At 65.1% G+C, this 25,148-nt stretch carries 19 protein-coding genes; 12 read left to right on the forward strand and 7 right to left on the reverse strand.

Annotated elements, in window-relative coordinates; genetic code table 11:
* Positions 1–17 precede the first annotated feature (17 nt).
* Together ACQR13_RS12565 and ACQR13_RS12570 are read left to right on the forward strand one after the other, a co-directional pair.
* On the forward strand, positions 18–281 hold the full coding sequence (locus ACQR13_RS12565) for a sulfurtransferase TusA family protein (RefSeq protein ID WP_409999286.1): 264 nt from the start codon (positions 18–20) through the stop codon (positions 279–281).
* Positions 282–991: 710 nt separating this feature from the next.
* A complete protein-coding gene (locus ACQR13_RS12570; RefSeq protein ID WP_315717981.1) occupies positions 992–2,647 on the forward strand; it encodes an OFA family MFS transporter in 1,656 nt (551 codons plus the stop codon).
* On the opposite strand, the gene ACQR13_RS12575 is transcribed toward ACQR13_RS12570, so the two are convergent.
* The gene (locus ACQR13_RS12575; RefSeq protein ID WP_315717982.1) at positions 2,634–2,936 is read right to left on the reverse strand and encodes a hypothetical protein; all 303 of its coding nucleotides are present in this window, start codon (positions 2,934–2,936) and stop codon (positions 2,634–2,636) included. The two genes, ACQR13_RS12570 and ACQR13_RS12575, sit on opposite strands and share 14 nt — an antisense overlap.
* A 78-nt stretch (positions 2,937–3,014) precedes the next feature.
* Positions 3,015–3,467 carry a hypothetical protein gene (locus ACQR13_RS12580; RefSeq protein ID WP_316166610.1) on the reverse strand — a complete coding sequence of 151 codons (453 nt, stop codon included), beginning with the start codon at positions 3,465–3,467 and terminating at the stop codon, positions 3,015–3,017.
* Positions 3,468–3,907: 440 nt separating this feature from the next.
* On the opposite strand from ACQR13_RS12580, the gene ACQR13_RS12585 reads away from it, so the two are divergent.
* From ACQR13_RS12585 to ACQR13_RS12620, 8 genes are all read left to right on the forward strand, one after another.
* Positions 3,908–3,997 (forward strand): K(+)-transporting ATPase subunit F, encoded by a 90-nt coding sequence (locus ACQR13_RS12585; protein ID WP_042340291.1) that lies wholly within the window; start codon positions 3,908–3,910, stop codon positions 3,995–3,997.
* 34 nt (positions 3,998–4,031) lie between these two features.
* Positions 4,032–5,735 (forward strand): potassium-transporting ATPase subunit KdpA, encoded by a 1,704-nt coding sequence (kdpA, locus tag ACQR13_RS12590; RefSeq protein WP_316191928.1) that lies wholly within the window; start codon positions 4,032–4,034, stop codon positions 5,733–5,735.
* Between the two features lie 16 nt (positions 5,736–5,751).
* A complete protein-coding gene (gene kdpB, locus ACQR13_RS12595) occupies positions 5,752–7,869 on the forward strand; it encodes a potassium-transporting ATPase subunit KdpB (RefSeq protein ID WP_434862872.1) in 2,118 nt (705 codons plus the stop codon).
* A gap of 122 nt (positions 7,870–7,991) precedes the next feature.
* A complete protein-coding gene (locus ACQR13_RS12600; protein ID WP_316186785.1) occupies positions 7,992–8,597 on the forward strand; it encodes a K(+)-transporting ATPase subunit C in 606 nt (201 codons plus the stop codon).
* 52 nt (positions 8,598–8,649) lie between these two features.
* Positions 8,650–11,367: a sensor histidine kinase KdpD gene (locus ACQR13_RS12605; protein WP_316186786.1), complete on the forward strand. Its 2,718-nt coding sequence runs from the start codon at positions 8,650–8,652 to the stop codon at positions 11,365–11,367.
* Positions 11,364–12,053 (forward strand): response regulator transcription factor, encoded by a 690-nt coding sequence (locus tag ACQR13_RS12610; protein WP_316186787.1) that lies wholly within the window; start codon positions 11,364–11,366, stop codon positions 12,051–12,053. The genes ACQR13_RS12605 and ACQR13_RS12610 overlap by 4 nt, the downstream gene beginning before the upstream one ends.
* A gap of 622 nt (positions 12,054–12,675) precedes the next feature.
* Positions 12,676–12,855 carry a hypothetical protein gene (locus ACQR13_RS12615; protein WP_315717991.1) on the forward strand — a complete coding sequence of 60 codons (180 nt, stop codon included), beginning with the start codon at positions 12,676–12,678 and terminating at the stop codon, positions 12,853–12,855.
* A 183-nt stretch (positions 12,856–13,038) separates the two neighbouring features.
* Entirely contained in the window at positions 13,039–13,317 is a 279-nt protein-coding gene (locus ACQR13_RS12620) for a DUF6496 domain-containing protein (RefSeq protein WP_315750196.1), read from the forward strand.
* A gap of 232 nt (positions 13,318–13,549) precedes the next feature.
* On the opposite strand, the gene ACQR13_RS12625 is transcribed toward ACQR13_RS12620, so the two are convergent.
* Entirely contained in the window at positions 13,550–14,431 is an 882-nt protein-coding gene (locus ACQR13_RS12625; protein ID WP_315717994.1) for a Ku protein, read from the reverse strand.
* Positions 14,432–15,071: 640 nt separating this feature from the next.
* Here ACQR13_RS12625 and ligD point away from each other — a divergent pair.
* Entirely contained in the window at positions 15,072–17,762 is a 2,691-nt protein-coding gene (gene ligD, locus ACQR13_RS12630; protein WP_434862873.1) for a DNA ligase D, read from the forward strand.
* A 95-nt stretch (positions 17,763–17,857) separates the two neighbouring features.
* Here the strand turns inward: ligD and ACQR13_RS12635 are convergent, their stop codons facing one another.
* A complete protein-coding gene (locus ACQR13_RS12635; RefSeq protein WP_006614022.1) occupies positions 17,858–18,022 on the reverse strand; it encodes a DUF3309 family protein in 165 nt (54 codons plus the stop codon).
* 170 nt (positions 18,023–18,192) lie between these two features.
* Between ACQR13_RS12635 and ACQR13_RS12640 the strand changes: the two genes are divergently transcribed.
* A complete protein-coding gene (locus ACQR13_RS12640; RefSeq protein ID WP_316172481.1) occupies positions 18,193–18,504 on the forward strand; it encodes a polyhydroxyalkanoic acid system family protein in 312 nt (103 codons plus the stop codon).
* On the opposite strand, the gene treY is transcribed toward ACQR13_RS12640, so the two are convergent.
* Genes treY through glgX form a run of 3 tightly spaced genes read right to left on the reverse strand, consistent with a single transcriptional unit; the run spans position 18,505 to position 25,146 of the window.
* Positions 18,505–21,306: a malto-oligosyltrehalose synthase gene (treY, locus tag ACQR13_RS12645; protein ID WP_434862874.1), complete on the reverse strand. Its 2,802-nt coding sequence runs from the start codon at positions 21,304–21,306 to the stop codon at positions 18,505–18,507. It lies immediately after the preceding gene.
* Position 21,307: 1 nt separating this feature from the next.
* Complete coding sequence (treZ, locus tag ACQR13_RS12650; RefSeq protein WP_434862875.1) at positions 21,308–23,074, reverse strand: malto-oligosyltrehalose trehalohydrolase; 1,767 nt, start codon at positions 23,072–23,074, stop codon at positions 21,308–21,310.
* On the reverse strand, positions 23,071–25,146 hold the full coding sequence (gene glgX, locus ACQR13_RS12655; protein WP_315750201.1) for a glycogen debranching protein GlgX: 2,076 nt from the start codon (positions 25,144–25,146) through the stop codon (positions 23,071–23,073). Before glgX ends, treZ begins: the two co-directional genes overlap by 4 nt.
* Between the last annotated feature and the right edge of the window lie 2 nt (positions 25,147–25,148).

Below are 25,148 nucleotides of genomic sequence, written 5' to 3' on the forward strand. Positions count from 1 at the left end.
CCCGGAACCGCTTCTCCATGGTCGCGCGCATGATGATGACGAGGCTGGATCTGACGGGCCTGAAGTGCCCATTGCCGGTGCTGAAGACCCGGAAGGCGCTGCAGACGCTCAAGGCGGGAGAGCGGCTCGAAGTGTGCTGTACCGACCCGCTTGCCGTGATCGACATCCCGAATCTGGTGCGGGAGACCGGAGATCGGGTCGAGAGCGTCGATCGCACCGAGCACGGCATTCTGTTTCGGATCGAGAAGGCCGCGGAACCGGCCGGATCCGTGCGGCGGTGAACATCCTCTGCTGCGGGCTGCTCGAACTACGTAGTTCGCGCGCTGTCTTGGTCGGACTGTCAAGAGATTGCGCTGCTTCCTATCGTCGCAGCGGCGCCAACCCGAGCTCACAACAATGCCGCGTTCTCAGTCCAGGCTTGCGACGCTGTTGCAAGGCAAGGACAAGTTGTTCCTTCTTCACGTTTCCGCGAGCGCGCGCATGCGGCTATGAGCGTGTCCGTCGCTGACGGTCGGTACATCTCATTAGTTGATTTCATCAGGGATGGTCGTGACGCGTCGAGAAAGTAATCGAGAGCAACATGACTACAGCCGGGAGTGGCGGTCGCGTTGGTTGCACGTGAATTTGTGTGTGTGTTAGCAACACATTCGCGCTGCAGTGCGATCAATCCACCAAGATTGACCGATTATTACCATTTTACTATCGACAATTTGCCTCGGTTCTGCACCAATTGGGGCGCTTTCCGCGGAGGTTGCGGGAGACGAGTCATGCCCGCTGGGGAGCGGGCCAGGCAGACCAGCGGCACAAGAATGGTGAGGGCATAACGTCTCGGGTGGGGTGTTATGCGCATCGAGGCAGTGATGAGCGTTTGTGCGTTGCAAGACTGCTCTGGTACGCGATAGCGGGCGGGGTGAGTGGGCGTATTGATTCTGATCAAGGGGACAGAACATGACGTTGTTGCGTTGGACGAGAGTCCGTAGGGGAGGGATGCATGGCTACCATTGAAAGCGCGGGCACGCTCCCGGGCGCGCAGGCGGGGATCTTCGATCGTGAGCACACGGTCGCCAAGGCGGGGTTCAACCGCTGGCTGGTTCCTCCGGCTGCGCTGTGCATCCATCTCTGCATCGGCATGGCCTATGGCTTCTCGGTGTTCTGGCTGCCGTTGTCGCGCGCGATCGGCGTGACCAAGACCCAGGCCTGCCCGGACATGACCCTGGTGCAGGAGCTGTTCACGACGACCTGCGACTGGAAGGTCGCGAGCCTCGGCTGGATGTACACCCTGTTCTTCGTGCTGCTGGGCGGCTCCGCTGCCGTCTGGGGCGGCTGGCTCGAGCGGGCCGGACCGCGCAAGGCGGGTGCCGTCGCGGCCTGCTGCTGGGGCGGTGGCCTCCTGATCGCGGCGCTCGGCATCTATGTTCACCAGCTCTGGATGATGTGGCTCGGTGCCGGCGTCATCGGCGGCATCGGCCTCGGCCTCGGCTACATCTCGCCGGTGTCGACCCTGGTGAAATGGTTCCCGGACCGGCGCGGCATGGCGACCGGCATGGCCATCATGGGCTTCGGCGGCGGCGCGATGATCGGTGCTCCGCTCGCCAACCTGCTGATGAACTACTTCAAGACCCCGACCTCGGTGGGTGTCTGGGAGACTTTCGTCACGATGGGCGTGATCTACTTCGTCTTCATGATGATCGGTGCCTTTGCCTATCGCGTCGCTCCGGTGGGCTGGCAGCCCGAAGGCTGGACGCCGCCGGCGGTCAAGAAGGCAATGATCTCGGAGCACCATGTGCACCTCGACAACGCGCACAAGACTCCGCAGTTCTGGCTGGTCTGGTGGGTGCTCTGCTTGAACGTGTCGGCCGGTATCGGCGTGATCGGCATGGCCTCGCCGATGCTGCAGGAGATCTTCGCCGGCAAGCTGATCGGTTTGCCCGACGTCAGCTTCAACCAGCTCGACGCCGGCCAGAAGGCCGCGATCGCGGGCATCGCGGCAGGCTTTGCCGGCCTGTTGTCGTTGTTCAACATCGGCGGCCGCTTCTTCTGGGCGTCGCTGTCGGACCACATCGGCCGCAAGAACACCTATTACTGCTTCTTCCTGATCGGCATCGTGCTCTATGCGCTGGCGCCGACCTTCGCAGCGATGGGTTCGAAGCTGTTGTTCGTGGCGGCCTTCGCCATCATCCTCTCGATGTATGGCGGCGGCTTCGCGACGGTGCCTGCCTATCTGGCCGACCTGTTCGGCACCCAGTTCGTGGGCGCCATCCACGGCCGTCTGCTGACGGCCTGGGCGACGGCCGGCATCATCGGTCCGGTGGTCGTCAACTACATCCGCGAGTTCCAGCTTGCCGCCGGCGTGCCGCGCGACCAGCTGTACAACACGACGATGTATATTCTCTGCGCCATGCTGCTCGCCGGCCTGATCTGCAACTTCCTGATCAAGCCTGTCGATGACAAGTGGAACATGAGCGCGGACGAAGTCGCGAAGTACCAGGCAGAGCTCGCCAAGAACGAGTCGGCGATCCAGCACGGGTCGTTCGGCATCGGCAAGGGCGGTCTCGACGTCAAGGCCGCCCTGTTCTGGGCCTTCGTCGGCGTGCCGCTGGCATGGGGTGTCTGGAAGACGTTGGAAAGCGCGGTCAAGATCTTCTGACCGATCGGCGATGAGACAAGCGGGGCGGCCGGATCGGCCGCCCCTTTTTTTGCGGCGCAGAGGCTTGGTTTCCGGACGACTGGATCAGCGCCATCGTCGCGCAAAAGAGCGCGGTGTAGCCGATCATCTCGTCCCAATGGTTCAGGCCCGCGGCGAACACGCCCTTGCGGCGCAGCACCGCAAGCATGGCACACAGGATCATGGTCATCCAGAGCAGGGCGGCGAGGCTGCGACCGAAGCCGATGCGGCCGAACGTGGCGAACAGGATGAGGATTGCTAGTCGCAGCACAACTCGCAGCAGGACCCTGGCCGCCGGACGCTCAGCGGGCTTGTCGGTGGAGATCAGCGTCGAGCAGGTAACACCGGCTCAGAAGTTGTCGCAGCAGAGCAGGTCGGCAAGCCCCGGTTCGGCCTGGACGCCGCGCCTTGCGTCAGTCTGCGAGACGCCGGGCTCGAGACGGCGGGCCTCGGCCGCTGCGTGGAGAATGGCGAGGGCGAGATCGGCGTGGCGGGCTTCGACGCAATGATCGAGCCAGTCCGGCAATTCGCGCTGTTGCGACAATGCGCAGTGCCATTCGCCGTCATCATAGGCGATGCGCCGGAGCTGCCATCGTGGCAATTGCAGCGCGACCAGCTCCAGCGCGGCATCGATCCGCGCGTCGGTCTCCAGCAATCGTGCGATCCGCAGCCGGCGTCGCCCTCGCGCCGACAACGGTGAGACGTCCTCGTCTTCGCCAAGCAGGGCCGTCAGCATCGCCGTCGTGGTCTGCGCGAGTTGTACCCGCTCGGGCACATCCGGTCGTGTCGTCAAGGCAGCCATGCCGGCCTCCCGTCGTCAGTGAGCGATGGCCCGATGGGCCTTGATCGGCAATGTGGTCGACGGCGGCGTAGGAATGCGAGAGGGGCGAAGGCGCGAAGAAATAGCCGGCGCATAAAGACGCCTCGGCGGCATGGCCGGTTCATATGCGGCTGCGGCCGCGCGGTTCTGCCGGGGGGCGCGAGAACGCCGCGGTCTTTATGAGATTCCTATAACTCTGTCGGCAGTGCTGTCTCGAAAACCTATGAGGCCGGATGCCATCTGTCCGCCATGGAACGGACCGTGGCCGCACCGGCGCTCCCGGCCGCTCCAAGCGTTGCGCGTCTTTCGCGCGCATGAGGAGCACACCATGCTGGACATCCTGCTGCTGGCGCTGGCCGCCGGCTTGTTCGCCCTGGCGATCGGCTACACCTACGCCTGCGAGCGGCTCTAGGAGACGAGCCATGATCTTCGACTATTCGCTCGCCGGCGCGGTATCGCTCGGCCTTCTGATCTACCTCACCTACGCGCTGTTGCGGCCCGAGCGGTTCTGACCGCCACCGTCGCACCTTCAAGGACAACATCCCCATGACTGTGATCGGCTGGATCCAGATCCTGCTCTACTGCGCCGTCATCGTCGCGCTTGCCAAGCCGCTCGGCTGGTACATGACGCGCGTCTTCAATGGCGAGCGCACCTTCCTGTCGCCGGTGCTGCGGCCGGTCGAGTCCGCAATCTACTGGATCGGCGGCGTCGACGAGCGCCGCGAGCAGCATTGGCTGACCTACACGGTCGCGATGCTGCTGTTCCATGTCGGCGGCTTCCTGATCATCTACGGCGTGATGCGCTTGCAGGCCGTGCTGCCGTTCAATCCCGCGGGACAGTCTGCGGTCGCCGAGGATCTCTCCTTCAACACCGCGATCAGCTTCCTGACCAACACCAATTGGCAGAACTACGGCGGCGAGAGCACGCTCTCCTATCTCGTGCAGATGCTCGGGCTCACGCACCAGAACTTCCTGTCGGCCGCGACCGGCATCGTGCTCGCGATCGCGCTGATCCGCGGCTTCTCGCGCGCCTCGGCGCGGACCGTCGGCAATTTCTGGGTCGACGTCGTCCGCTGCACGCTCTATGTGCTGCTGCCGCTCTGCATCGTCTACACGCTGTTCCTGGTCTGGCAGGGCATCCCGCAGACGCTCGGGCCCTATGTCGAGGCCACGACGCTGGAAGGGGCGAAGCAGACCATCGCGGTCGGCCCGGTGGCCTCGCAGGTCGCGATCAAGATGCTCGGCACCAATGGCGGCGGCTTCTTCAATGCCAACGCCGCGCATCCGTTCGAGAACCCGAACGCGCTGTCGAACTTCATCCAGATGCTCTCGATCTTCGCGCTCGGTGCCGCGCTGACCAACGTGTTCGGCCGCATGGTCGGCAACCAGCGCCAGGGCTGGGCGCTCCTCGCCGTGATGGGCGTCCTGTTCATCGCCGGCGTGGCCATCACCTACTGGGCCGAGGCCAACGGTACGACCACGTTGAACGCGCTGGGACTGACGGGCGGCAACATGGAAGGCAAGGAGGTCCGCTTCGGCATCGTCGCGTCGTCACTGTTCGCCGTGATCACGACGGCCGCCTCCTGCGGCGCGGTCAATGCCATGCATGACAGCTTCACCGCGCTGGGCGGCATGATCCCGCTGATCAACATGCAGCTCGGCGAGATCATCATAGGCGGCGTCGGCGCCGGGCTCTACGGCATACTGCTGTTCGTCGTGCTCGCGATCTTCGTCGCCGGCCTGATGGTCGGGCGCACGCCGGAATATGTCGGCAAGAAGATCGAGGCGCGCGAGGTCAAGATGGCGATGCTGGCGATCCTGGTGCTGCCGCTGATGTATCTCGGCTGGACCGCGGTCGCGGTGGTGCTGCCCTCGGCCGTCGCGTCGATGGCCAATGCCGGTCCGCACGGCTTCACCGAGGTGCTCTACGCCTACACTTCCGCGACCGCCAACAACGGCTCGGCATTCGCAGGACTCACGGGCAACACCTTCTTCTACAACCTCACGCTCGCGTCCTCGATGTTCGTCGGCCGCTTCTTCATGATCATTCCGGCGATGGCGATCGCGGGCTCGCTCGCCGGGAAGAAGTCGATCCCGCCCTCGGCCGGCACGTTCCCGACCACGGGCGGCCTGTTCGTCGGCCTCGTGGTCGGCGTCATCCTGATCATCGGCGGCCTCACCTTCTTCCCGGCTCTCGCCCTCGGTCCGATCGTCGAGCATCTCGCGATGGCCGCCGGCACCGTGTTCTGATCTCGGAGCAACCTCCATGGACACCATGAAACTGCAGAAGCGCTCGTCGATGTCGACGATGCTCGACCCGAAGATCGTGCTGCCGGCCATCAGGGCCGCGGTTGTCAAGCTCGACCCGCGGCTGATGATCAGAAACCCGGTGATGTTCGTGGTCGAGGTCGTCGCCGCGCTCACCACGGTGATCTTTCTGCGCGACGTCGTGACCGGCGGAGCGAATCTCGGCTTCACCTTCCAGATCATTCTCTGGCTGTGGTTCACCGTGCTGTTCGCCAATTTCGCCGAAGCCGTCGCCGAAGGCCGCGGCAAGGCACAGGCGGATTCGCTGCGCAAGACGCGCACCGAGAGCCAGGCCAAGCTGCTGACGGGCACGAACCCGGCCGATCACACCTACAAGCTCGTGCCCGGCACCAGCCTGAAGGTCGGCGATCTCGTGCTGGTCGAGGCCGGCGACACCATCCCTTCCGACGGCGAGGTGATCGAGGGCGTCGCCTCGGTCAACGAGGCCGCCATCACCGGCGAGTCCGCTCCCGTCATCCGCGAATCCGGCGGCGACCGCTCGGCGGTGACCGGCGGCACGCAGGTGCTGTCGGACTGGATCCGCGTCAGGATCACGGCCGCGCAAGGCTCGACCTTCATCGACCGCATGATCAAGCTGGTCGAGGGCGCGGAGCGGCAGAAGACGCCGAACGAGATCGCGCTCAACATCCTGCTCGCCGGCCTCACCATCATCTTCGTGTTCGCGACGGTGACGATCCCGAGCTACGCGGCCTATGCCGGCGGCTCGATCTCGGTGGTGGTGCTGGTGGCGCTGTTCGTGACCTTGATCCCGACCACGATCGGCGCGCTGCTGTCGGCGATCGGCATCGCCGGCATGGACCGCCTGGTGCGCTTCAACGTGCTGGCGATGTCGGGTCGCGCGGTCGAGGCCGCTGGCGACGTCGATACGCTCCTGCTCGACAAGACCGGCACCATCACGCTCGGCAATCGCCAGGCGACTGCATTCCGTCCCGTGAAGGGCGTGAGCGAGCAGGAGCTCGCCGACGCGGCGCAGCTCGCATCGCTCGCCGACGAGACACCGGAGGGCCGCTCGATCGTGGTGCTGGCGAAGGACAAATACGGCATCCGCGGCCGCGACATGGCCGAGCTCGGCGCCACCTTCGTGCCGTTCACGGCGCAGACCCGCATGAGCGGCGTCGATGCCGGCGGCTCCTCGGTGCGCAAGGGTGCGGTCGACGCCATCCTCAACTCCATCGGCGGCGGCCCGACACAGCCCGTCTCCGGCAACACGGCGCGCGCGGTCCAGCCGGTCGACAGCGAACTCACCCGCGAGATCCGTGCAATCTCCGACGACATCGCCAAGACCGGCGGCACGCCGCTCGCGGTCGCCAGGGACGGGCGCCTGCTCGGCGTCATCCAGCTCAAGGACATCGTCAAGGGCGGCATCCGCGAGCGCTTCGCCGAGCTGCGCCGCATGGGCATCCGCACCATCATGATCACCGGCGACAACCCGATGACCGCGGCGGCGATTGCCGCCGAAGCCGGCGTCGATGATTTCCTGGCGCAGGCGACGCCTGAGGACAAGCTCAAGCTCATCCGCGACGAGCAGGCCAAGGGCAAGCTGGTGGCGATGTGCGGCGACGGCACCAACGATGCGCCAGCGCTGGCGCAGGCCGACGTCGGCGTTGCCATGAACACCGGCACGCAGGCCGCGCGCGAAGCCGGCAACATGGTCGATCTCGACTCCAATCCGACCAAACTGATCGAGGTGGTCGAGATCGGCAAGCAGCTTTTGATGACGCGCGGCGCGCTGACGACGTTCTCGATCGCCAACGACGTCGCCAAATATTTCGCGATCATCCCGGCAATGTTCCTGGCGTTCTACCCACAGCTCAACGTGCTGAACGTCATGAACCTGGCGAGTCCGCAGAGCGCGATCCTGTCGGCGATCATCTTCAACGCGCTCGTCATCATCGCGCTGATCCCGCTGGCGCTGAAGGGCGTCGCCTACCGCGCCATCGGCGCCGGCGCGCTGCTCGGCCGCAACCTGATGATCTACGGGCTGGGCGGCATCATCATCCCCTTCATCGGCATCAAGGCGATCGACCTGATCGTGACCGCCTTGCATCTGGCTTGACAACCACAACCGTTGTCATTGCGAGCGAAACGAAGCAATCCAGGACTGTCTCGGACCACGCGACTCTGGATTGCTTCGTCGCTTCGCTCCTCGCAATGACGGGAGAGACACAGGAGATTCCCATGCTCAAAGAAATCCGTCCCGCCATCTTGGTCCTGCTCGCGCTGACCCTGATTACCGGGCTGCTCTACCCGCTCGCCATGACCGTCGTCGCCGGCACCATCTTTCCGGCGCAGGCCGAGGGCAGCCTGATCACGCGCAACGGCAAGGTGATCGGATCGGCGCTGATCGGTCAGGAGTTCAAGGACGACAAATATTTCCACGGCCGTCCGTCGGCGACCTCGGCCGCCGATCCGAACGACTCCACCAAGACGGTTTCTGCGCCCTACAACGCCGCCAACTCGTCCGGCTCCAATCTCGGCCCGACCAGCAAGGCGCTGGCCGACCGCGTCAAGGAGGACGTCGACAGGCTGAAGGCGGAGAATCCCGCGCAGGCCGTGCCGGTCGATCTGGTGACGACCTCGGCGAGCGGGCTTGATCCGGACATCTCGCCGGAGGCGGCGCTGTTCCAGGTGCCGCGGGTGGCCAAGGCACGCGGCTTGCCGGAGGCGAGCGTCCAGGCCGTGATCGCTCGGCAGACCCAGGGCCGTCTGCTCGGACTGCTCGGCGAACCCCGCGTTAACGTGCTGGCGCTCAACCTGGCACTCGATGCTGCCAAACCGCAATGACGCCTTGAAGGTCTTGGTCTTGGCGCCGAGGTCCCTCCGTCTATAATGCCGCATGGCCAGTCAACGCCGCGATCCTGACCAACGTCCCTCGCCGGAGGCCCTGCTCGAAGCGGCCCGGCGGGAGGACAGTCCTGCCGGCAAGCTCAAGATCTTCGTCGGCGCCGCCCCCGGCGTCGGCAAGACCTATGAGATGCTGTCGAGCGCGCATGCCAAGCTGAGGGCCGGCGTCGACGTCGTGATCGGCTTCGTCGAGACGCATGGCCGCGCCGAGACCGAGGCGCTGGTGCGCGGCCTGGAGATCGTCCCGCGCAAACGTATTTCCTACAAGGACCAGATCGTCGAGGAGATGGATCTGGATGCCGTGATCGCGCGCCGCCCCAAGCTCGCGATCGTCGACGAGCTCGCGCACACCAATGCCGCCGGCAGCCGCCACCCCAAGCGCTATCTCGACGTCGAGGAGCTGCTGTCGCACGGCATCGATGTCTACACCGCGGTCAACGTTCAGCACATCGAGAGCCTCAACGACGTCGTCGCCCAGATCACCCATGTGCGCGTGCGCGAGACCGTCCCGGACTCGGTCCTCGACCGCGCCGACGCCATCGAACTGATCGACCTCACGCCCGACGATCTGATCCAGCGACTGAAGGAGGGCAAGGTTTATGTGCCCAAGCAGGCGGAGCGGGCGCTGGAGCATTATTTCTCGCCCGGCAACCTGACCGCGCTGCGCGAGCTCGCGCTGCGCCGGACGGCCGAGCGCGTCGACGAGCAACTGCTTACCCACATGCAGGCCAATGCCATCGCCGGCCCCTGGGCAGCCGGCGAGCGCATCCTCGTCTGCGTGTCGGAGGATCCGCGGGCGACAGGGCTGGTGCGCTACACCAAGCGGCTCGCCGACCGTGTCCACGCGCCGTGGACCGCCGTTACCATCGAGACCCGGCGCAACCTGCAGCTCACGGACAAGCAGCGCGACCGGCTCGCCGATACGCTGCGGCTGGCCGAGACTCTCGGCGGCGAGGCGCTGACGATTCCGGGCGTCGGCCGGCGTATCGCGGATGACCTCATCAACTTCGCGCAGGCCAACAACGTCACCCAGATCATCATCGGCAAGTCGAGCCGCTCGCGCCTGTTCGAGATCATCAGGGGCTCCGTGGTCCACGACCTCGTCAGGCGCGCCGGCAACATCAGCATCCACGTCATCGCCGGCGAGGAGGCGCCGGACACCACGAGCAGCTCGGTGCAGACGCGAGCACGCAACGAGCCGCTGCAGCCGAAGCCCTATCTGAAGGCGCTGCTGATCACGGCTGTCGGCCTTGGCCTCGCCGAGCTGATCCAGCCCGTCTTCGGCATCGAGAACGTCGATCTGGTGTTCCTCACGGCCGTGGTCGGCGTCGCCGCACGCTACGGCCTGTGGCCGTCACTGCTGGCGAGCCTCGCCGCCTCGCTCTGCTACAACTTCTTCTTCCTGCCGCCGCTGTATACGTTCACGATCACCGATCCGACCAACATCGGCGCGTTCTTCTTCTTCATGTTGATCGCGATCCTGGTGTCCAACGTCGCCGCGCGCGTTCGCGTTCAGGCTGACGCCGCCACCCACCGCGTCCGGACCACCGAGCAGCTCTACGCCTTCAGCCGCAAGCTTGCGGGCACCGCGACCCTCGATGACGTGCTGTGGGCCACGGCCTATCAGGCGGCGTTGATGCTGAAGGTACGGGTCGTGCTGCTGCTGCCGCAGGACGGCAAGCTCACGGTCATGACCGGCTACCCGCCGGAGGATCAGCTCGACGACGCCGACCTCGCCGCCGCGAGCTGGGCCTGGAGCAACGACCGCGCCGCCGGCCGCGGCTCCGACACGCTGCCGGGCGCCAAGCGGCTGTTCCTGCCGATGCGCACCGGGCGCGGCTCGATCGGCGTCATCGGCATTGATGACGATCGCACCGGGCCGCTGCTGACGCCGGACCAGCGCCGGCTGCTCGATGCCCTGGTCGACCAGGGCGCGCTCGCGATCGAGCGCGTGCTGCTGGTCGAAGACATGGACAAGGTCAAGCGCACCATGGAGCAGGACCGGCTGCGCTCGGCGCTGCTCACCTCGATCTCGCACGATCTGAAGACGCCACTCGCCTCCGTGCTCGGCGCGGCCTCGACGATGCGCGATCTCGCGGCCCAGCTGTCCGACAAGGAGAAGCTCGACCTGCTTGCCACCGTCATCGACGAATCCGAACGGCTCAACCGCTTCATCGCCAATCTCCTGGACATGACCAAGCTGGAATCCGGCGCGATCGTGCCGAACGCCGCGCTCCACGACGTCGGCGAGATCGTCGGCAGCGCGCTGCGGCGCGCGAGCAAGATCCTCGCCGGTCATCATGTCTCGCTGGAACTGGCGCCCGATCTGCCGATGGTCGAGGTCGACGCGGTGCTGTTCGAGCAGGTGCTGTTCAATCTGCTCGACAACGCCGCCAAATATGCGCCTCCCGAGACCTCGATCGCGATCCGCGCGTCCCGCGACAACAACTGGATCATGCTCGAGATCCGTGACGAAGGCGACGGCATTCCCGCCGCGGAGGTCGAGCACGTGTTCGACAAGTTCTATCGCGTGCAGAAGGGCGACCAGGTGCGGCCCGGCACCGGTCTGGGGCTCGCGATCTCGCGCGGCTTCATCGAGGCGATGCATGGCCGCATCTTCGCCGGCAACCGCACCGATCGGCCCGGCGCGGTCCTCACCATCCGCCTGCCCGTGCCGGCGCAGGCCAGACCGCTGGATACGGCCGCATGACCGGCGCTCCGATCAAGGTGCTCGTGATCGACGACGAGCCGCCGATCCGCAAGCTGCTGCGGATGGGCCTGACCACGCAGGGCTACGAGATTCTCGAAGCCTCGAACGGCAGGATCGCGCTGGAGCTGTTGGGCCAGGAGCCGGCGCTGATCATTCTCGACCTGGGCCTGCCCGACGTCGACGGGCTCGAGCTGCTGCGAACCATCCGTGGCCGCAATGAGGCCGTGCCGGTCGTGGTGCTGTCCAGCCGCGGCGACGAGGCGGGCAAGGTCCAGGCGCTCGATCTCGGGGCCGACGACTACATTACCAAGCCGTTCGGCATGGACGAGCTGCTGGCGCGGCTGCGCGCGGCGCTGCGGCACCAGTTGCAGGTGCAGGGCGAGCGGCCGGTGTTCCGCACCGGCGATCTCTCCGTCGATTTGGTGCGTCGCATCGTCAAGGTCGGCGAGCGCGAGATCAAGCTGTCGCCGAAGGAGTACGATCTGCTGCGCGTGCTGGTGCAGCACGCCGGCAAGGTGCTGACCCATCGCTTCCTGCTGAAGGAGCTGTGGGACGAACTGACCGACGCGCAATATCTGCGCGTCTATGTCCGCCAGCTCCGGCACAAGATCGAGACCGATCCCGAGCGCCCGCAATTCGTGTTGACCGAGACCGGCATCGGCTATCGCTTGCGTGCGCCGGACTGAGCTTTGGCCGTATCGGCCGACTGGTCCTGTGTGTCAGGGGCGTTGGCATCGCCATTCGATGGGCGAGCTTGCGTGTCCCGCGGGCGGCATCAGCTCGTTTCGTTATATTTTCGAGCAATTTTGACCAGCCGGTCATCTCGCGCTGCGGCACAGTACGTCCGCAGGCGCCCGTTCTCTGGATCAACGGATGATCGAGACCGCGGTCGTGCCACCTCATCGGCGCAGCTGATCGTGCGTTTGCATGCACGACGGTGTAAACACGGGACGTGCCATGTCTCGGCTTGTCAGAACACGATCTGAATTTGGGGGGGCGAGGCTGCCGACTGCGGCGCAGAGATTGTCATCGGCGATACTGGGAAGAGCATCATGCCCGAAATTCATCTCAATCAAGGTCAGCCCGACGCGTTGCGGTGCCGCTTTGGCATGAAGGCCGGCCTATGTCCCGGTGAGGGGTTCTGCGCGTTCGATCTTTCAGCCTGCAGGGACTGTTCGAGATCGCAGCACAAGATCCAGACCTTGACGGGTTCGGAAGACCCGATGAGATCAAAGATATTGCACACCTGGATTTCGTTTGCCGTTCGTCCATCGACGTCGTTCTTGGCTCCCATCAGTGAGGTCGGTCATGGAAGAATACATTCATCTGCAGAACCTCATCCTGTTCAGGAAACGTCTCGCTGAATTCAACGATGAGTCCAAGCGGACGGTGCTCCTGAAATTGCTGACTGAGGAAGAGGCCAGGGACGCATCATTCGGACCGTCGCCTTGTCCAGTTGCGCCTCATGCGGCGGATCAGAACGTCTGATTGGCTTCTCGGTCTATCCGTCATCGAAACGATGAGCGCGAAGCTGCATTGGAATCTCGATGTATCGACGGGCTTCGATTCCCGCGATCGTGAAAGCATGGGTGGAGGTACGCGGCATCAGCTTGCGCTTTGGAACTTTCGTCTCGCCGACGCGGTTTACGTGTCGCAATCGGGAGGATGTTCATGGCACGACAATACTCGCGCAAGGCATCGGCCAAGGTCGGCCGGGCCATGAAGAAGCGCAAGGCCGGCACGCTGCGCAGCGGCGGTTCCGGTCGCAAGGTCAAGAGCCGCAAGCAGGCCATCGCGATCGGCCTGTCGGAGGCGCGCCGCGAAGGCAAGAAGGTGCCCGCGAAAAAGAGCGCGAGGGCCTCAGCGAAGAAGACGGCCAAGAAGGCGAGCAAGAAGAGCACGAAGAAGACTACCAAGAAAACGACGAAGAAGAAGTCGAAGAAGAGCTGACGAGGCGATCATTCGGGCTACGATCATCGCGCACGCCATGACCCGCAGCCGTCGTAAAATTCTCCGCTGTCGTCCCGGCGAACGCCGGGACCCATAACCCCAGGGAGATGTTATTGCGCGGGATGTGGGACAAGTCTTACAACACCCGCCGCGGAGTATGGGTCCCGGCGTTCGCCGGGACGACGGCGGTGGGTGTGGAGGCCGCTTGCGCCACGCAGGCAGCTGCTGGCTTTCACCCTGCCTTCCTCTGCCGCGCCGCCGACCGATGCGCCTTCTTCGCCGGGCGTCGATGCGTGCGCGTCCGCCGCGACGCCGCACGCGCTGTCTTTTTTCGGCTCTTGCCGTTCAGGCTCTGCTTCAGCGCATCCATCAGGCTGACGACGTTGTCGGGCCGCTCCGCCGGCTCTGGCAGCTTGATCGGCTTGCCCGAGGCCTTGCGCTTCACCAGCGCCTTCAGCGCGGTCTCGTACTGATCCTTGAACTCCGAGGGGTCGAAATGGGCTGCCTTGGTCTGCAAGATGTGGCCGGCCAGCTCGACCATGTCCTTGCTGATCTTCGGCGCCTTGATGTCGTCGAAGAACTCGGCTTCGTCGCGCAGCTCATAGGGAAAGCGCAGCGTGGTGCCGAGCATGCCCTTGCCCATCGGCTCGATGGCGATGACGTGCTCACGGTTGGTCAGCACGATCCGCGCCAGCGCCACGCGCTCCTGGTCCTTCATGGCGTCGCGGATAACCGCGAAGGCGTCGAGCGCCGCCTTGCCGTCGGGGGCGATGTAGTAGGGGTGGTTGAGATAGCGCTGGTCGATCTCGTCGCGCGGCACGAAGCTGTCGATGTCGATCGTATGGTTGCTCTCGATCTGGACCGCCTCGAGCTCCTCCGGCTCGATCTCGACATACTGTCCCTTGGCGAGTTCATAGCCGCGGCCCTTCTGGTCGCCCTCGACGATGTCGCCGGTCTCGGCGTCCACCATCTGCTGCTTGAGCCGGTTGCCGGTCTCGCGGTTGATCAGATGGAAGCGCGTCTTCTCGACCGACGTCGACGCCGGATAGAGCACGACGGGGCAGCTGACGAGCGAGAGTTTGAGCGAGCCTTTCCAGTAGGCGCGGGGGGCCATCGTGGTCTCCTTGGACAATCCGGACGAGGCTGCAACGGGCAAGCATCGGTGTGGGTTCCATGGGCCCGGCGAAGGTCGCTTCGGGAAAAAATAATTCGCTTGACGACTTCGTAAAATCAGCATTATGGTCCGACCCGTTCCGTTGCGTCGGAGGGGACGTATCGCGGTCGTCACGGACGTCGGCAGCGGAATGCGATGGGTGTGCCGGGTTGCAGCGTGATTCAGTCGCGCCGACGAACAATCCGGCATGCACGGTCAAGTCGCACGGTCCTGATACCCCGATGCTGGTATCCAGCGCAATGCGCGCAGGCGCATTGTCGCGACACGGTGGCCAACAAGCCCGGCGCACCGGGGAGAACGCGAAGCAGCCGTTAAAGCCGTCGCGCAGGGAGGGCCGGGATGTCTCGGCTGCACCTGTGGTACCTGCCGCCTGCATTTCTTTCTGCAGGCGGGCCATGGGGGCGGCGAGCTCCCGGCCTTCCCTGCGCCCTCTCGACTGGCAGAGGGCGGACGCCAGCACAGCCTGGGCCCTCCATGAGCCGCGGGAACGCGGAACTTTGCCCGAAGTTATCCTGCCGATGCGGCCGGTTCCACGAGTTCGCCGGCTTTGCTACGCTACCACTCAACGCGAGGGATCACCGTGGCGCTCGGGAAGCTTTCCACCTATCGCAAGAAGCGCGATTTCGACAAGACGGCGGAGCCGTCCGGCGACGCCAAGGTCGCGCGTACGGCGCGGCCGCGCTTCGTCATCCAGAAGCATGATGCAACGCGCCTGCACTACGACCTGCGGCTCGAATTCGACGGCGTCTTCAAGTCGTGGGCCGTCACCAAGGGGCCGTCGCTCGATCCGCACGACAAGCGGCTGGCGGTCGAGGTCGAGGATCATCCGCTCGACTACGGCGATTTCGAAGGTACGATCCCGGAAGGCGAGTATGGCGGCGGCACCGTCATGCTGTGGGACCGCGGCTATTGGGACAGCGAGGACCCGGAGCGCGGGTTCAAGAAGGGCGATCTCAAATTCACTCTCGAGGGCGAAAAGCTGCATGGCAGCTGGGTGCTGGTGCGGATGCGCCATGATCGCACCGGCGGCAAGCGGACCAATTGGCTGCTGATCAAGCATCGCGACGAGTTTGCCCGGGAAGGCGAGGCCAACGATATCCTGGATGCCGACAAGTCGGTCGCCTCGGGCCGCACGATGGAGCAGATCGCGGCCGGCAAGGGCAAGGCGCCGAAGCCGTTCATGCTCGCCAAGACGCAGCGCATGAACGCGGATGCGGTGTGGCACTCCAACCGCAGTGACAGCGAAACCAAGCCGACTACGAAGGCCTCATCGCCGAAAGCGAGGGCCGCGAAGGCAAACGGCACCAAGGCCCGCGTTGCGCCGAAGACGGTATCGTCGCTGCCCGATTTCGTGCCGCCCGAGCTTTGCACGTCGGTCGCGCAACCGCCGAGCGGCGAGGGCTGGGGGCATGAGATCAAGTTCGACGGCTACCGCGTGCAGATCAGGGTCGAGGGCGGCGAGGCAACCCTGAAGACCCGCAAGGGCCTGGACTGGACCGCCAAGTTCGGCGCGATTGCGGAGGAGGCTGCGAAGCTGCCGGACGCGATCATCGACGGCGAGATCGTCGCGCTCGACAAGGACGGCAATCCGAACTTCTCCGCCCTGCAGGCGGCGATCTCGGCGGGTGAAACCGACGAGCTGATCTTCTTCGCCTTCGACCTGATGTTCGCCGAGGAGTTCGACCTGCGCCGCCAGCCTTTGCGCGAGCGCAAGGCACGGCTGGCGAAGCTGCTGAAGGCGCATATCAAGGGCAAGACACCGCGGATCCGCTACGTCGAGCATTTCGAGAGCGACGGCGAAGCCGTGCTGGAGTCGGCGCGCAAGCTGAACCTCGAAGGCATCGTCTCGAAGAAGTTGGACTCGGCCTATCATTCGGGACGGACGGAGAGCTGGACCAAAGCCAAGACCAGGCCCGGCCACGAGGTCGTCATCGGCGGCTGGAAGACGACCAACGGCAAATTCCGATCGTTGATGGTCGGCGTCAACAAGGACGATCATCTCGCTTATGTCGGGATCGTCGGCACCGGCTTCGGCCAGGACACGGTGAAGGAGATCATGCCGGCGCTGAAGGCGGCGGCATCCGACAAGAGCCCGTTCAGCGGCAAGAACGCGCCGCGCAAGTCGCGTGACGTGCATTGGCTCAAGCCCGAGCTGGTCGCCGAGATCGAGTTTGCCGGCTTCACCGGCGAAGGCAATGTCAGGCAGGCCTCGTTCAAGGGACTGCGCGAGGACAAGCCGGCCCGCGAGGTCGTTGCCGAGGCGCCGGTGGTGACGACGAAGGTTGCCAGGCCGGTGGCGCGGGCCGCCGCGAGCATCGCGACCGTCGGCACCACGCTGCACAAGACGCCGTCACGCACGAAGGGCTCGGCGACCGTGATGGGCGTTGCAATCTCCAAGCCCGACAAGGCGCTGTGGCCGGACGCCGGCGACGGCGAGCCCGTCACCAAGCTTGATCTTGCGACCTATCTGGAAGCCGTCGGCAACTGGATGATCGGGCATCTGAGGGGGCGGCCGTGCTCGATCGTGCGTGCGCCTGATGGCATCGGTGGCGAAAAATTCTTCCAGCGGCACGGCATGCAGGGCATGTCGGACCTGCTGGAGCTGGTCAAGGTCTCGGGCGACCGCAAACCGTATCTGCAGATCGACCGCGTCGAGGGATTGATCGCGGTGGCCCAGGTCGCCGCCGTCGAGCTGCATCCATGGAATTGCGCGCCGGACGCCTATGACGTGCCGGGTCGGCTGGTGTTCGATCTCGATCCGGCGCCGAACGTCGCGTTCGAGGAGGTGATCGCGGCCGCCAAGGAGATGCGCCAGCGCTTGAAGAGCCTCGGACTCGATAGCTTCTGCAAGACCACGGGCGGCAAGGGTCTGCATGTGGTGACGCCGTTGCTGCACGGAGCGCGCGACAAGGTGAGCTGGCCCGAAGCGAAGGCGTTTGCACAGGGCGTGTGCCAATGGATGGCGAACGACCGCCCGGAGCAGTACCTGCTCAACATGTCGAAGAAGCTGCGCAAGGGGAAGATCTTCCTCGACTATCTGCGCAACGACCGGATGTCGACGGCGGTCGCCGTGCTGTCGCCGCGCGCTCGCGAAGGCGCCACCGTGTCGATGCCGCTGACCTGGGCGCAGGTGAAGAACGGGCTCGAACCCGAGCGGTACACGGTCCGAACCGCGCCGGCGCTCTTGCCCAAGACCAAGGCGTGGGAGGGCTATGACGACGCGGCCGGAGCGATCAAGCCGGCGATGAGGAAGCTCGCGAACGAAGTGTAAGGGATACGATGCGGGGGCGCAATCAAGGCCAGGCCGACGTGGCGCGGCCACGTCAGCCCGAGCTGATCAGTTGGATGGCTATGAGATCGATCGGATCAGATGCGTCCGAGCAGGACGAGAATCAGCACGATGACGATGATCAGGCCGAGGCCGCCGCCGCCGTAGTAGCCGGTGCCGTAGAACGGACCGCCGCCGATGCCGGAAAAGCCGCCGAGCAGGGCGATGATGAGAATGATGAGGATGATAGTTCCGATGGACATGTGCTTCCCTCCAGTGCCCGGCAGCGGGGCGACAACGTGCTCTGCCTTCGCCGAGGAAACTGGTTGGAACTTCGAAAGTTCCGCGTGGGAACAAGTAAAATGCAGCGTGTGTCTTTGCGGTCGTAGTCACCGATGACTACGTAGAGAGGGTTGTTAGTCAGGAGATCGCGATGTCAAGACCGCTTGTCGTTTCCATTCCGCATCGCCTCGGCAAGGACGAGGCCGTGCGCCGGCTCCAGGCCGGTCTCAGCCGCGCCGCGACCAGCGTTCCGGTCCTGAAGGTCGACGAAGAGCGCTGGGAGGGCGACAAGATGATCTTTCGCGTTCGCGCGCTCGGTCAGGCGGCCTCGGGCCATGTCGACGTCGCCGACGATCACGTGCGTGTCGAGGTCGTGCTGCCCTGGCTGCTGCAGCGCTTTGCCGAGGTGGCGCAATCCGCGATCCGCAGCCGCGGCCAGCTGCTGTTGACGAAGAAGAGCTGATCAGGTCGGCGCCGCTGCTGTCCGACGTCGACCAGGCGGGTGGGCTGCCGCGTCGGTCCGCGCCGGGATCGCCGCTGCAGGCAAATGCGTGAAGATGGAGGACACCGCCAGGATGCCGTCCTGCATGTCTGCCGGTATGTAGCCGCGGGCATGAACCTCGGCGTCGAAACCATCTGCGTGGGGCCACACCCGGCCACCGTCGGTGAAGGGTGCAAAGTTGCGCACAGTGACGACGACGACGGCGTCCCGCCCACGCCGCCGTGCGAAGGCAATGACGTGATCGGCATGACGTCCGCTCACCTCGAGCGGCTCGTAGGAGCCGTCGGTGAACACGGCGGGCATCTGGTTGCGAAGCTTCAGCAGCTCCCGCGTCCAGGCGAGCTTGATGCGGCCGTCCGGCCAATGGTCCGCGAGGTGGGCCCAGTCGGGAGTCTCGCACGCACGCAGCGCGTGCTCACGCGCGGCGAAATCGACCGGGCGGCGGTTGTCCGGATCGACCATCGAAAGGTCCCAGAACTCGGTGCCCTGATAGAAATCCGGCACGCCGGGCATCGTCGCCTTCAGCGTGAGCTGGGTCAGCGAGTTCAGCGCGCCGAGCAAAGCGAGTCGCCTGGAAAGCGTCTCCAGCGACTGCAGGAACTCGGGCGAGCGCTCGCGATCCAGGATGCGGTCGATGAAGGCGCGCAGGCCGTTCTCATAGGCCTCGTTCGGATTGAGCCAGCTGGTCTCCTCCTTGCCCTCGCGCGCGGCCTTCAGCGCATAGGCCTGCAGCCGCTCGGGCAGGGTGCCATCGGTGCCGCTTGCCGGCCAGATGCCGACGAGTGTCTGATACAGCATGTATTCGAACGCCGCCGAGGGCGCGCGCATCTTGCCATCCGTGATGACGTGCGGCGCGTTCAAGGTCTTCCAGCGCGCCATTGCGGACGTCCAATCGTTGGGCAGCTCGGTGATGGCGGCGAGCCGCGTGCGCGCATCCTCGCCGCGCTTGGTGTCGTGGGTAGCAGTGGCGGTCATGCCGTGCGGCCAATGCCTGCCGCGGTCCCGCATCAGCTTGTGGAAGTCGGCGATCGCCAGAGCATGCGCCGCTGGATCGCCACCGACCTCGTTGAGCGCGAGCAGTCGGTGGAAGCGGTAGAAGGCGGTGTCCTCCAGCGACTTCGCCATCATCGGCCCGGTGAGCTGCTGCACCTTGAGGGCGAAGCGGCGCACACGCGGGACGCTGTGGTTGGTGCTGCGGTCGCGCTTGATGAGATCCATGGTCAGCGCATCGCGCAGGAACTCGAAGATCGAGCCGTCGGAGGCGAACCATTCGGCCCGGGCGCCTGCGATGGCGTGGTCGATCAGCTTGCGGTCGGTCTCGGTCGGGCCGGCTGTGGTGAGATAGGTGCGATAGACCGGGAAGTGAAGAACATACAGCTCGAGCGCCTGGCGCAGGATGTCTTCCGAATAGTCGCGCGTCGAGTAGTGGCCGTTGGCGATGCGCGCCAGCAGGCGGGTCAGCACGGTGAACTCGCTGGTCAGCAGCGTCTCCAGCACGCGCCGCTTGGCCTCCTTGATCACAGGCGCGAGCTTCGGCGGCTTGTTGCTGATCTGGCGCCAGATCTCGTCCAAGGGCTCCAGACCTTTGCCGTCGATCAGCACCTGGGTGATGACGTTCATCCACTCGTAGCCGGTGGTGCCGTGCACGCCGGCAAAACCCGGCAGCTTCTCGTGCTCGCAGAGAATCTTCTCGATGACGACGTAGAACGGCCCGGCTGCGGGCCCCCGAGCGTCGCGGATCAGCCGGCGCAGGCGCTGAAAATATTGTGCGGGATCGCGCAGGCCATCGATATGGTCGAGCCGCAGACCCTGCAACTGACCATCCGCGATCAGCTTCTTGACCAGCCGGTGGATAGCCTCGAACGTGCCGGCATCCTCGACGCGCAGGCCCGCCAGCGTGTTGACGTCGAAGAAGCGGCGGTAGTTGATGTCGCTGGACGCAAGCCGCCAATGGCCGAGCTTGTAGTGCTGTCGCTCCAGCAGATGATGCAGAGCGAGCGTCTGCGCACCACGGTCGGGGCCGGCCTTATAGGCCGCGATCCCCTGGGCAATGACGTCGGCCGCGCCGGGAATGGCCTTGAGGGCCGCCTTGAACGCCGGCGCTTCCTTGCGGTTCGGATGGCGCAAGCCGCGATAGCGCGACGCCAGGTCGAGGATCGCCTTGCCGGCCTCGCTGCTCTCCTCACCGGCCTCCTTGACGATGATGCGCAATACCTCGCCATAGCGCTCGGGCGCGATCGGCAGCCGATGTTCGAAGTACCAGCAGGAGAACGAGCCTTCGTCCGGGTCGTAGCGCAGCTCGATGTCGCCATGTTCGAGCGCGTGGCCGTAGGAGGTGCCGATGATCGGCAGCAGCACGCCGCCGCGCGCGCGGTACGGCAACTGGTCCCAGTCGATGTCGAACGAGGCGGCGTGCGGCGAAGCCTGGCCCCATTCGAGCACGTCGAGCCACCATGGATTGTCGTCGAAATGCACGCCGACATGGTTCGGCACGAAGTCGAGGATGAGGCCGAGATCGTGCTGCTTCAGCGCCGCGCACAGTTTCGCAAAGCCGTCCTCGCCGCCGAGCTCGGGATTGAGCTTGGAATGATCGGTGATGTCGTAGCCATGTGTCGAGCCTTTCCGCGCCGTCATGAAGGGCGAAGCGTAGACGTGGCTGATCCCGAGCGCCTTCAGATATGGCACGACGCGTGCGGCCGATTCGAAGTCGAAATCACCCGCGAGCTGCAGGCGATAGGTCGCGAGAGGAATGGCCGGAGGCATGCTATCCCCCGATGCTCCAGAACACCGACCACGGCGGCAGGCGGTCTCCAGGCGTGCCGCCCCAGATCGGGGTGCCCGGGACGCCGGTCGGCGAAGCCGCGAGTTCCTTGTCGGAGACGTTGGCAAGCAGATTTAGCCGGCTGCCATCGCCCATCAGCCAATGCGCGCTCAGGCGACCGTCATCGGTCACGTCCGCCTCGCCGAATTTCGCTCCCGGAAGCCGCGGCGCAACCTCCTTGTGACGCACCGCAAGGAGCGCGCGCACCAGCGCGAGACGCTCGCGCCCCGGCGACTCATTGCGGGAGTCCCAGTCGATGATTGCGGACTGGAAGGTTTCGATGTCGAGCGGATCGGGAACCTCGTCGCCATATTTGGCGTACGCCCACTCGTACTCCCTGCGGCGTCCGTTGCGCACGGCATGCGCGAGGTCGCCCTGGAAGTCGCAGAAGAACGGGAACGGCTGCTTCGAGCCCCATTCCTCGCCCATGTACAGCATCGGGACGGTGGGCGCGAGCAGCGTCACCGCGAGTGCCGCCGCGATCCCTTCCGGCGACGCCAGCGCCTCCAGGCGGTCGCCGAACACGCGGTTGCCGATCTGGTCGTGGTTCTGCAGGAAGTTGACGAACGCGCCGGGGGCCAGATGACCGCTCGGCTCGCCCCGCGGATCGCCGCCCCAGAATGCCGCGGGTTCGCCTTGGTAGACGAAGCCGGAGGCGAGCGCGCGAGCGAGATCGCGGCGCGGCGCCTGCTGGTAGTCGCCGTAATAGCCGCCGCTCTCGCCGGTCAGGATCACGTGCCAGGCGTGATGATAGTCGTCGTTCCACTGCGCGCGAAATTTGCCGCGCGGCGGCTCCTCTGCGGAATCCAACATGCTGGCGCGGTTGTCGCCGTTTTCGAGCACGAGATGGATGTGCCGCCCGGTTGCTTCGACCAGCTTGCCCACGGCGGCACTGAGATCGTGCAGCATCGGAATCTCACCCTCGTTGGACAGGATGTGATTCACGGCGTCGAAGCGCAGGCCGTCGAAGCGATAGTCCGTCAGCCAATGCAACGCGTTCTGAATCGCGAAGGCGCGCACTTCGGAGAGCCGGTAGTCGATTGCGCTGCCCCACGGCGTATGCGCGTCGGTGAAGAAGGTCGGCGCATAGCGGCCGATGTAGTTTCCCTCCGGGCCGAAGTGATTGTAGACGACGTCGAGAAACACCATGATGCCACGCAGATGCGCCTCGTCGATCAGCGCGCGCAGATCATCGGGACGCCCATAGACGCTGTCCGGCGCGTAGAGCAGCACGCCGTCATAGCCCCAGTTGCGGGAGCCGGCGAAGTCCGCCAGCGGCATCAGTTCGAGCGCGGTGATGCCGGTTTCAACGAGATGATCGAGCTTGTCGATCATTGCGCGGTAGGTGCCTTCCGTCGTGAAGGTGCCGACATGGCTTTCGAGGAACACGGCATCCTGCCATGGACGACCGCGCCAGTTTTCGGAGCGCCAGGTGTAGGCACGGTGGTCGATGATTTCGCTCGGGCCGGAGACATCCTCCGGCTGGAAATCCGAGCCGGGATCTGGAACGTCGAGCTCATCGTCAATACGGAACTTATACCGCGTGCCGGCGCCGGCGCCGGCGACGTCGAGCGAATACCAACCGCCATCCCCGCGTTGCATCTCATGCTTGACGTCGAGGATCAGATCGACGCGCCTGGCGGCGGGCGCCCACAGCCGGAACGTCGTGCCGTCCTGCGTGAGCCGAGGTCCGAATTGACGGCCGTTCATGACTGGCCCGCATACGCCAGCACGGAGCGGGACGGGGCCTTGAGGTCCGCACCGGACGCGAAATCGATCGGCGTCTGCTGGGCTTCGGTGGTGTTCAGGACCTGTTGCCACGTCTTGTACTCGGCAAGCTTGGGCAATTTGAATCCGATCTCTTCGGGGGCCGCGTTCAGAACGATAAAGATCGGAGCCTGTTCCTGTTCCACCGGAGCGAGCACATAGGCGAGAAATCGTCCGTCGGGAAAGGTCCAGTCGGTTTGCGTCATCTCCTCCGCCGAAGGCGTCAGCCACAGCACGCCGAAGCTGCCGTCCGGGCGGCGGCCATCGAGCCAGCGGCGTGCGCGAATCTGGCCGAAGCGGCGGCGCAGCTCGGTCATGTGCGCGATGAAGTCGATGAGATCATCGCCCTCGCGGCCCATACCGCTCCAGTCCACCCAGCCGACCTCGTTGTCCTGGCAATAGGCGTTGTTGTTGCCATGCTGCGAGTTGCCGACCTCGTCGCCTGCGAGCAGCAGCGGCAGGCCCTGTGCGAGGAACAGACAGGCGAGCTGGTTCTTGCGCGACTGCCGCCGCAGCGCCGTGATCGTCACGTCGTCGGTCGGCCCCTCATGACCGAAATTGTTGCTGTGGTTGTCGTTGGAGCCGTCGCGATTGTCCTCGCCGTTCGCTTCATTGTGCTTGCTGTTGTAGCTGAAGAGATCGGCCAGCGTGAACCCGTCATGGACGGTGACGTGATTAACGCTGGCGCGCTGGGTGCGGCCGTCATGGTTGAAGATGTCGGACGAGCCGGTCATGCGGCTCGACACCTCGCCGATCAGGCTGCCTTCGCCACTCCAGTAGCGACGCATGGCGCTACGATAGCGGTCGTTCCATTCGGACCATTGCGAGGGGAATGCGCCGACCTGATAGCCGCCGAGACCGACGTCCCAGGGCTCAGCGACCAGCTTGACGCTCGCCAGCACCGGGTCCTGGCGGATCGCGGTGAGAAAGCCGCTGCGCCGGTCGAAGCCGTGCTTCTCGCGCGCCAGGGTGGTGGCAAGGTCGAAGCGGAAGCCGTCGACGTGGCAGACCTCGACCCAGTAGCGCAGCGAGTCCATCACCATCTGGAGCACACGCGGATGCGTCAGGTTAACGGACGAGCCGCAGCCGGTGAAATCGTCGTAGAAGCGCGGATTGTCGGGCTTCAGCCAGTAGTAGGACGCGTTGTCGATGCCGCGATAGCACAGGGTGGGTCCGAGATGGTTGCCCTCGGCGGTATGGTTGTAGACGACGTCGAGCATGACCTCTATGCCGGCATCGTGCAGCCTTGCCACCGTCGTCCGGAAGGCATCGAGCGGATTGTCCTGCGCGTAGCGAAGCTCCGGCGCGAAGAACGAGATCGTGTTGTAGCCCCAGTAGTTGACCAGCTTCTTCTCGACCAGCATGCGGTCGTCGATGAAGGCGTGGATGGGAAGCAGCTCGATCGTCGTGACGCCGAGCCGCTTCAGATGCTTGATCATCGCCGGCGACGACAGCCCGCCATAGGTGCCGCGCAGATTGGGTGGGACGTCGTCGCGCTTGTTGGTCAGGCCCTTGACATGGGCCTCGTAGATGATCGTGTCCTCCCACGGGATCTGCGGCCGCATTTCGCGCCGGCCCCAGTTGAAGGTCTCGTCGATGACGACAGCCTTGGGCATGCCGCGGGCGTTGTCGCGCCGGTCGAACGAGAGATCCTCGCGCGGCGAGCCGGCGCGGTAGGCGAAATGGGCGTCGCTCCAGACCAGCCGGCCGGCGAGCCGCTTGGCATAGGGGTCGAGCAGCAGCTTGTTGGCATTGAAGCGGTGGCCCTGCTCCGGCTCGTAAGGACCGTAGACACGGTAGCCATAGAGCTGCCCCGGCGAGACATCGTTGAGATAGCCGTGCCAGACATCCTCCGTCCGCTCCGGCAGTTCGATGCGCTCGATCTCGCGCCGGCCCTGGCTGTCGAACAGGCAGAGCTCGACCTTCTCGGCATTGGCGGAGAACAGGGCAAAATTGGTCCCCCGTCCGTCCCAGGTTGCTCCGAGACGGGCGTGGCTTCCAGCGGCCAGGCGCATTG

Source organism: Bradyrhizobium sp. HKCCYLRH3059 (assembly GCF_051168035.1).
In the GTDB taxonomy this organism is placed as follows: domain Bacteria; phylum Pseudomonadota; class Alphaproteobacteria; order Rhizobiales; family Xanthobacteraceae; genus Bradyrhizobium.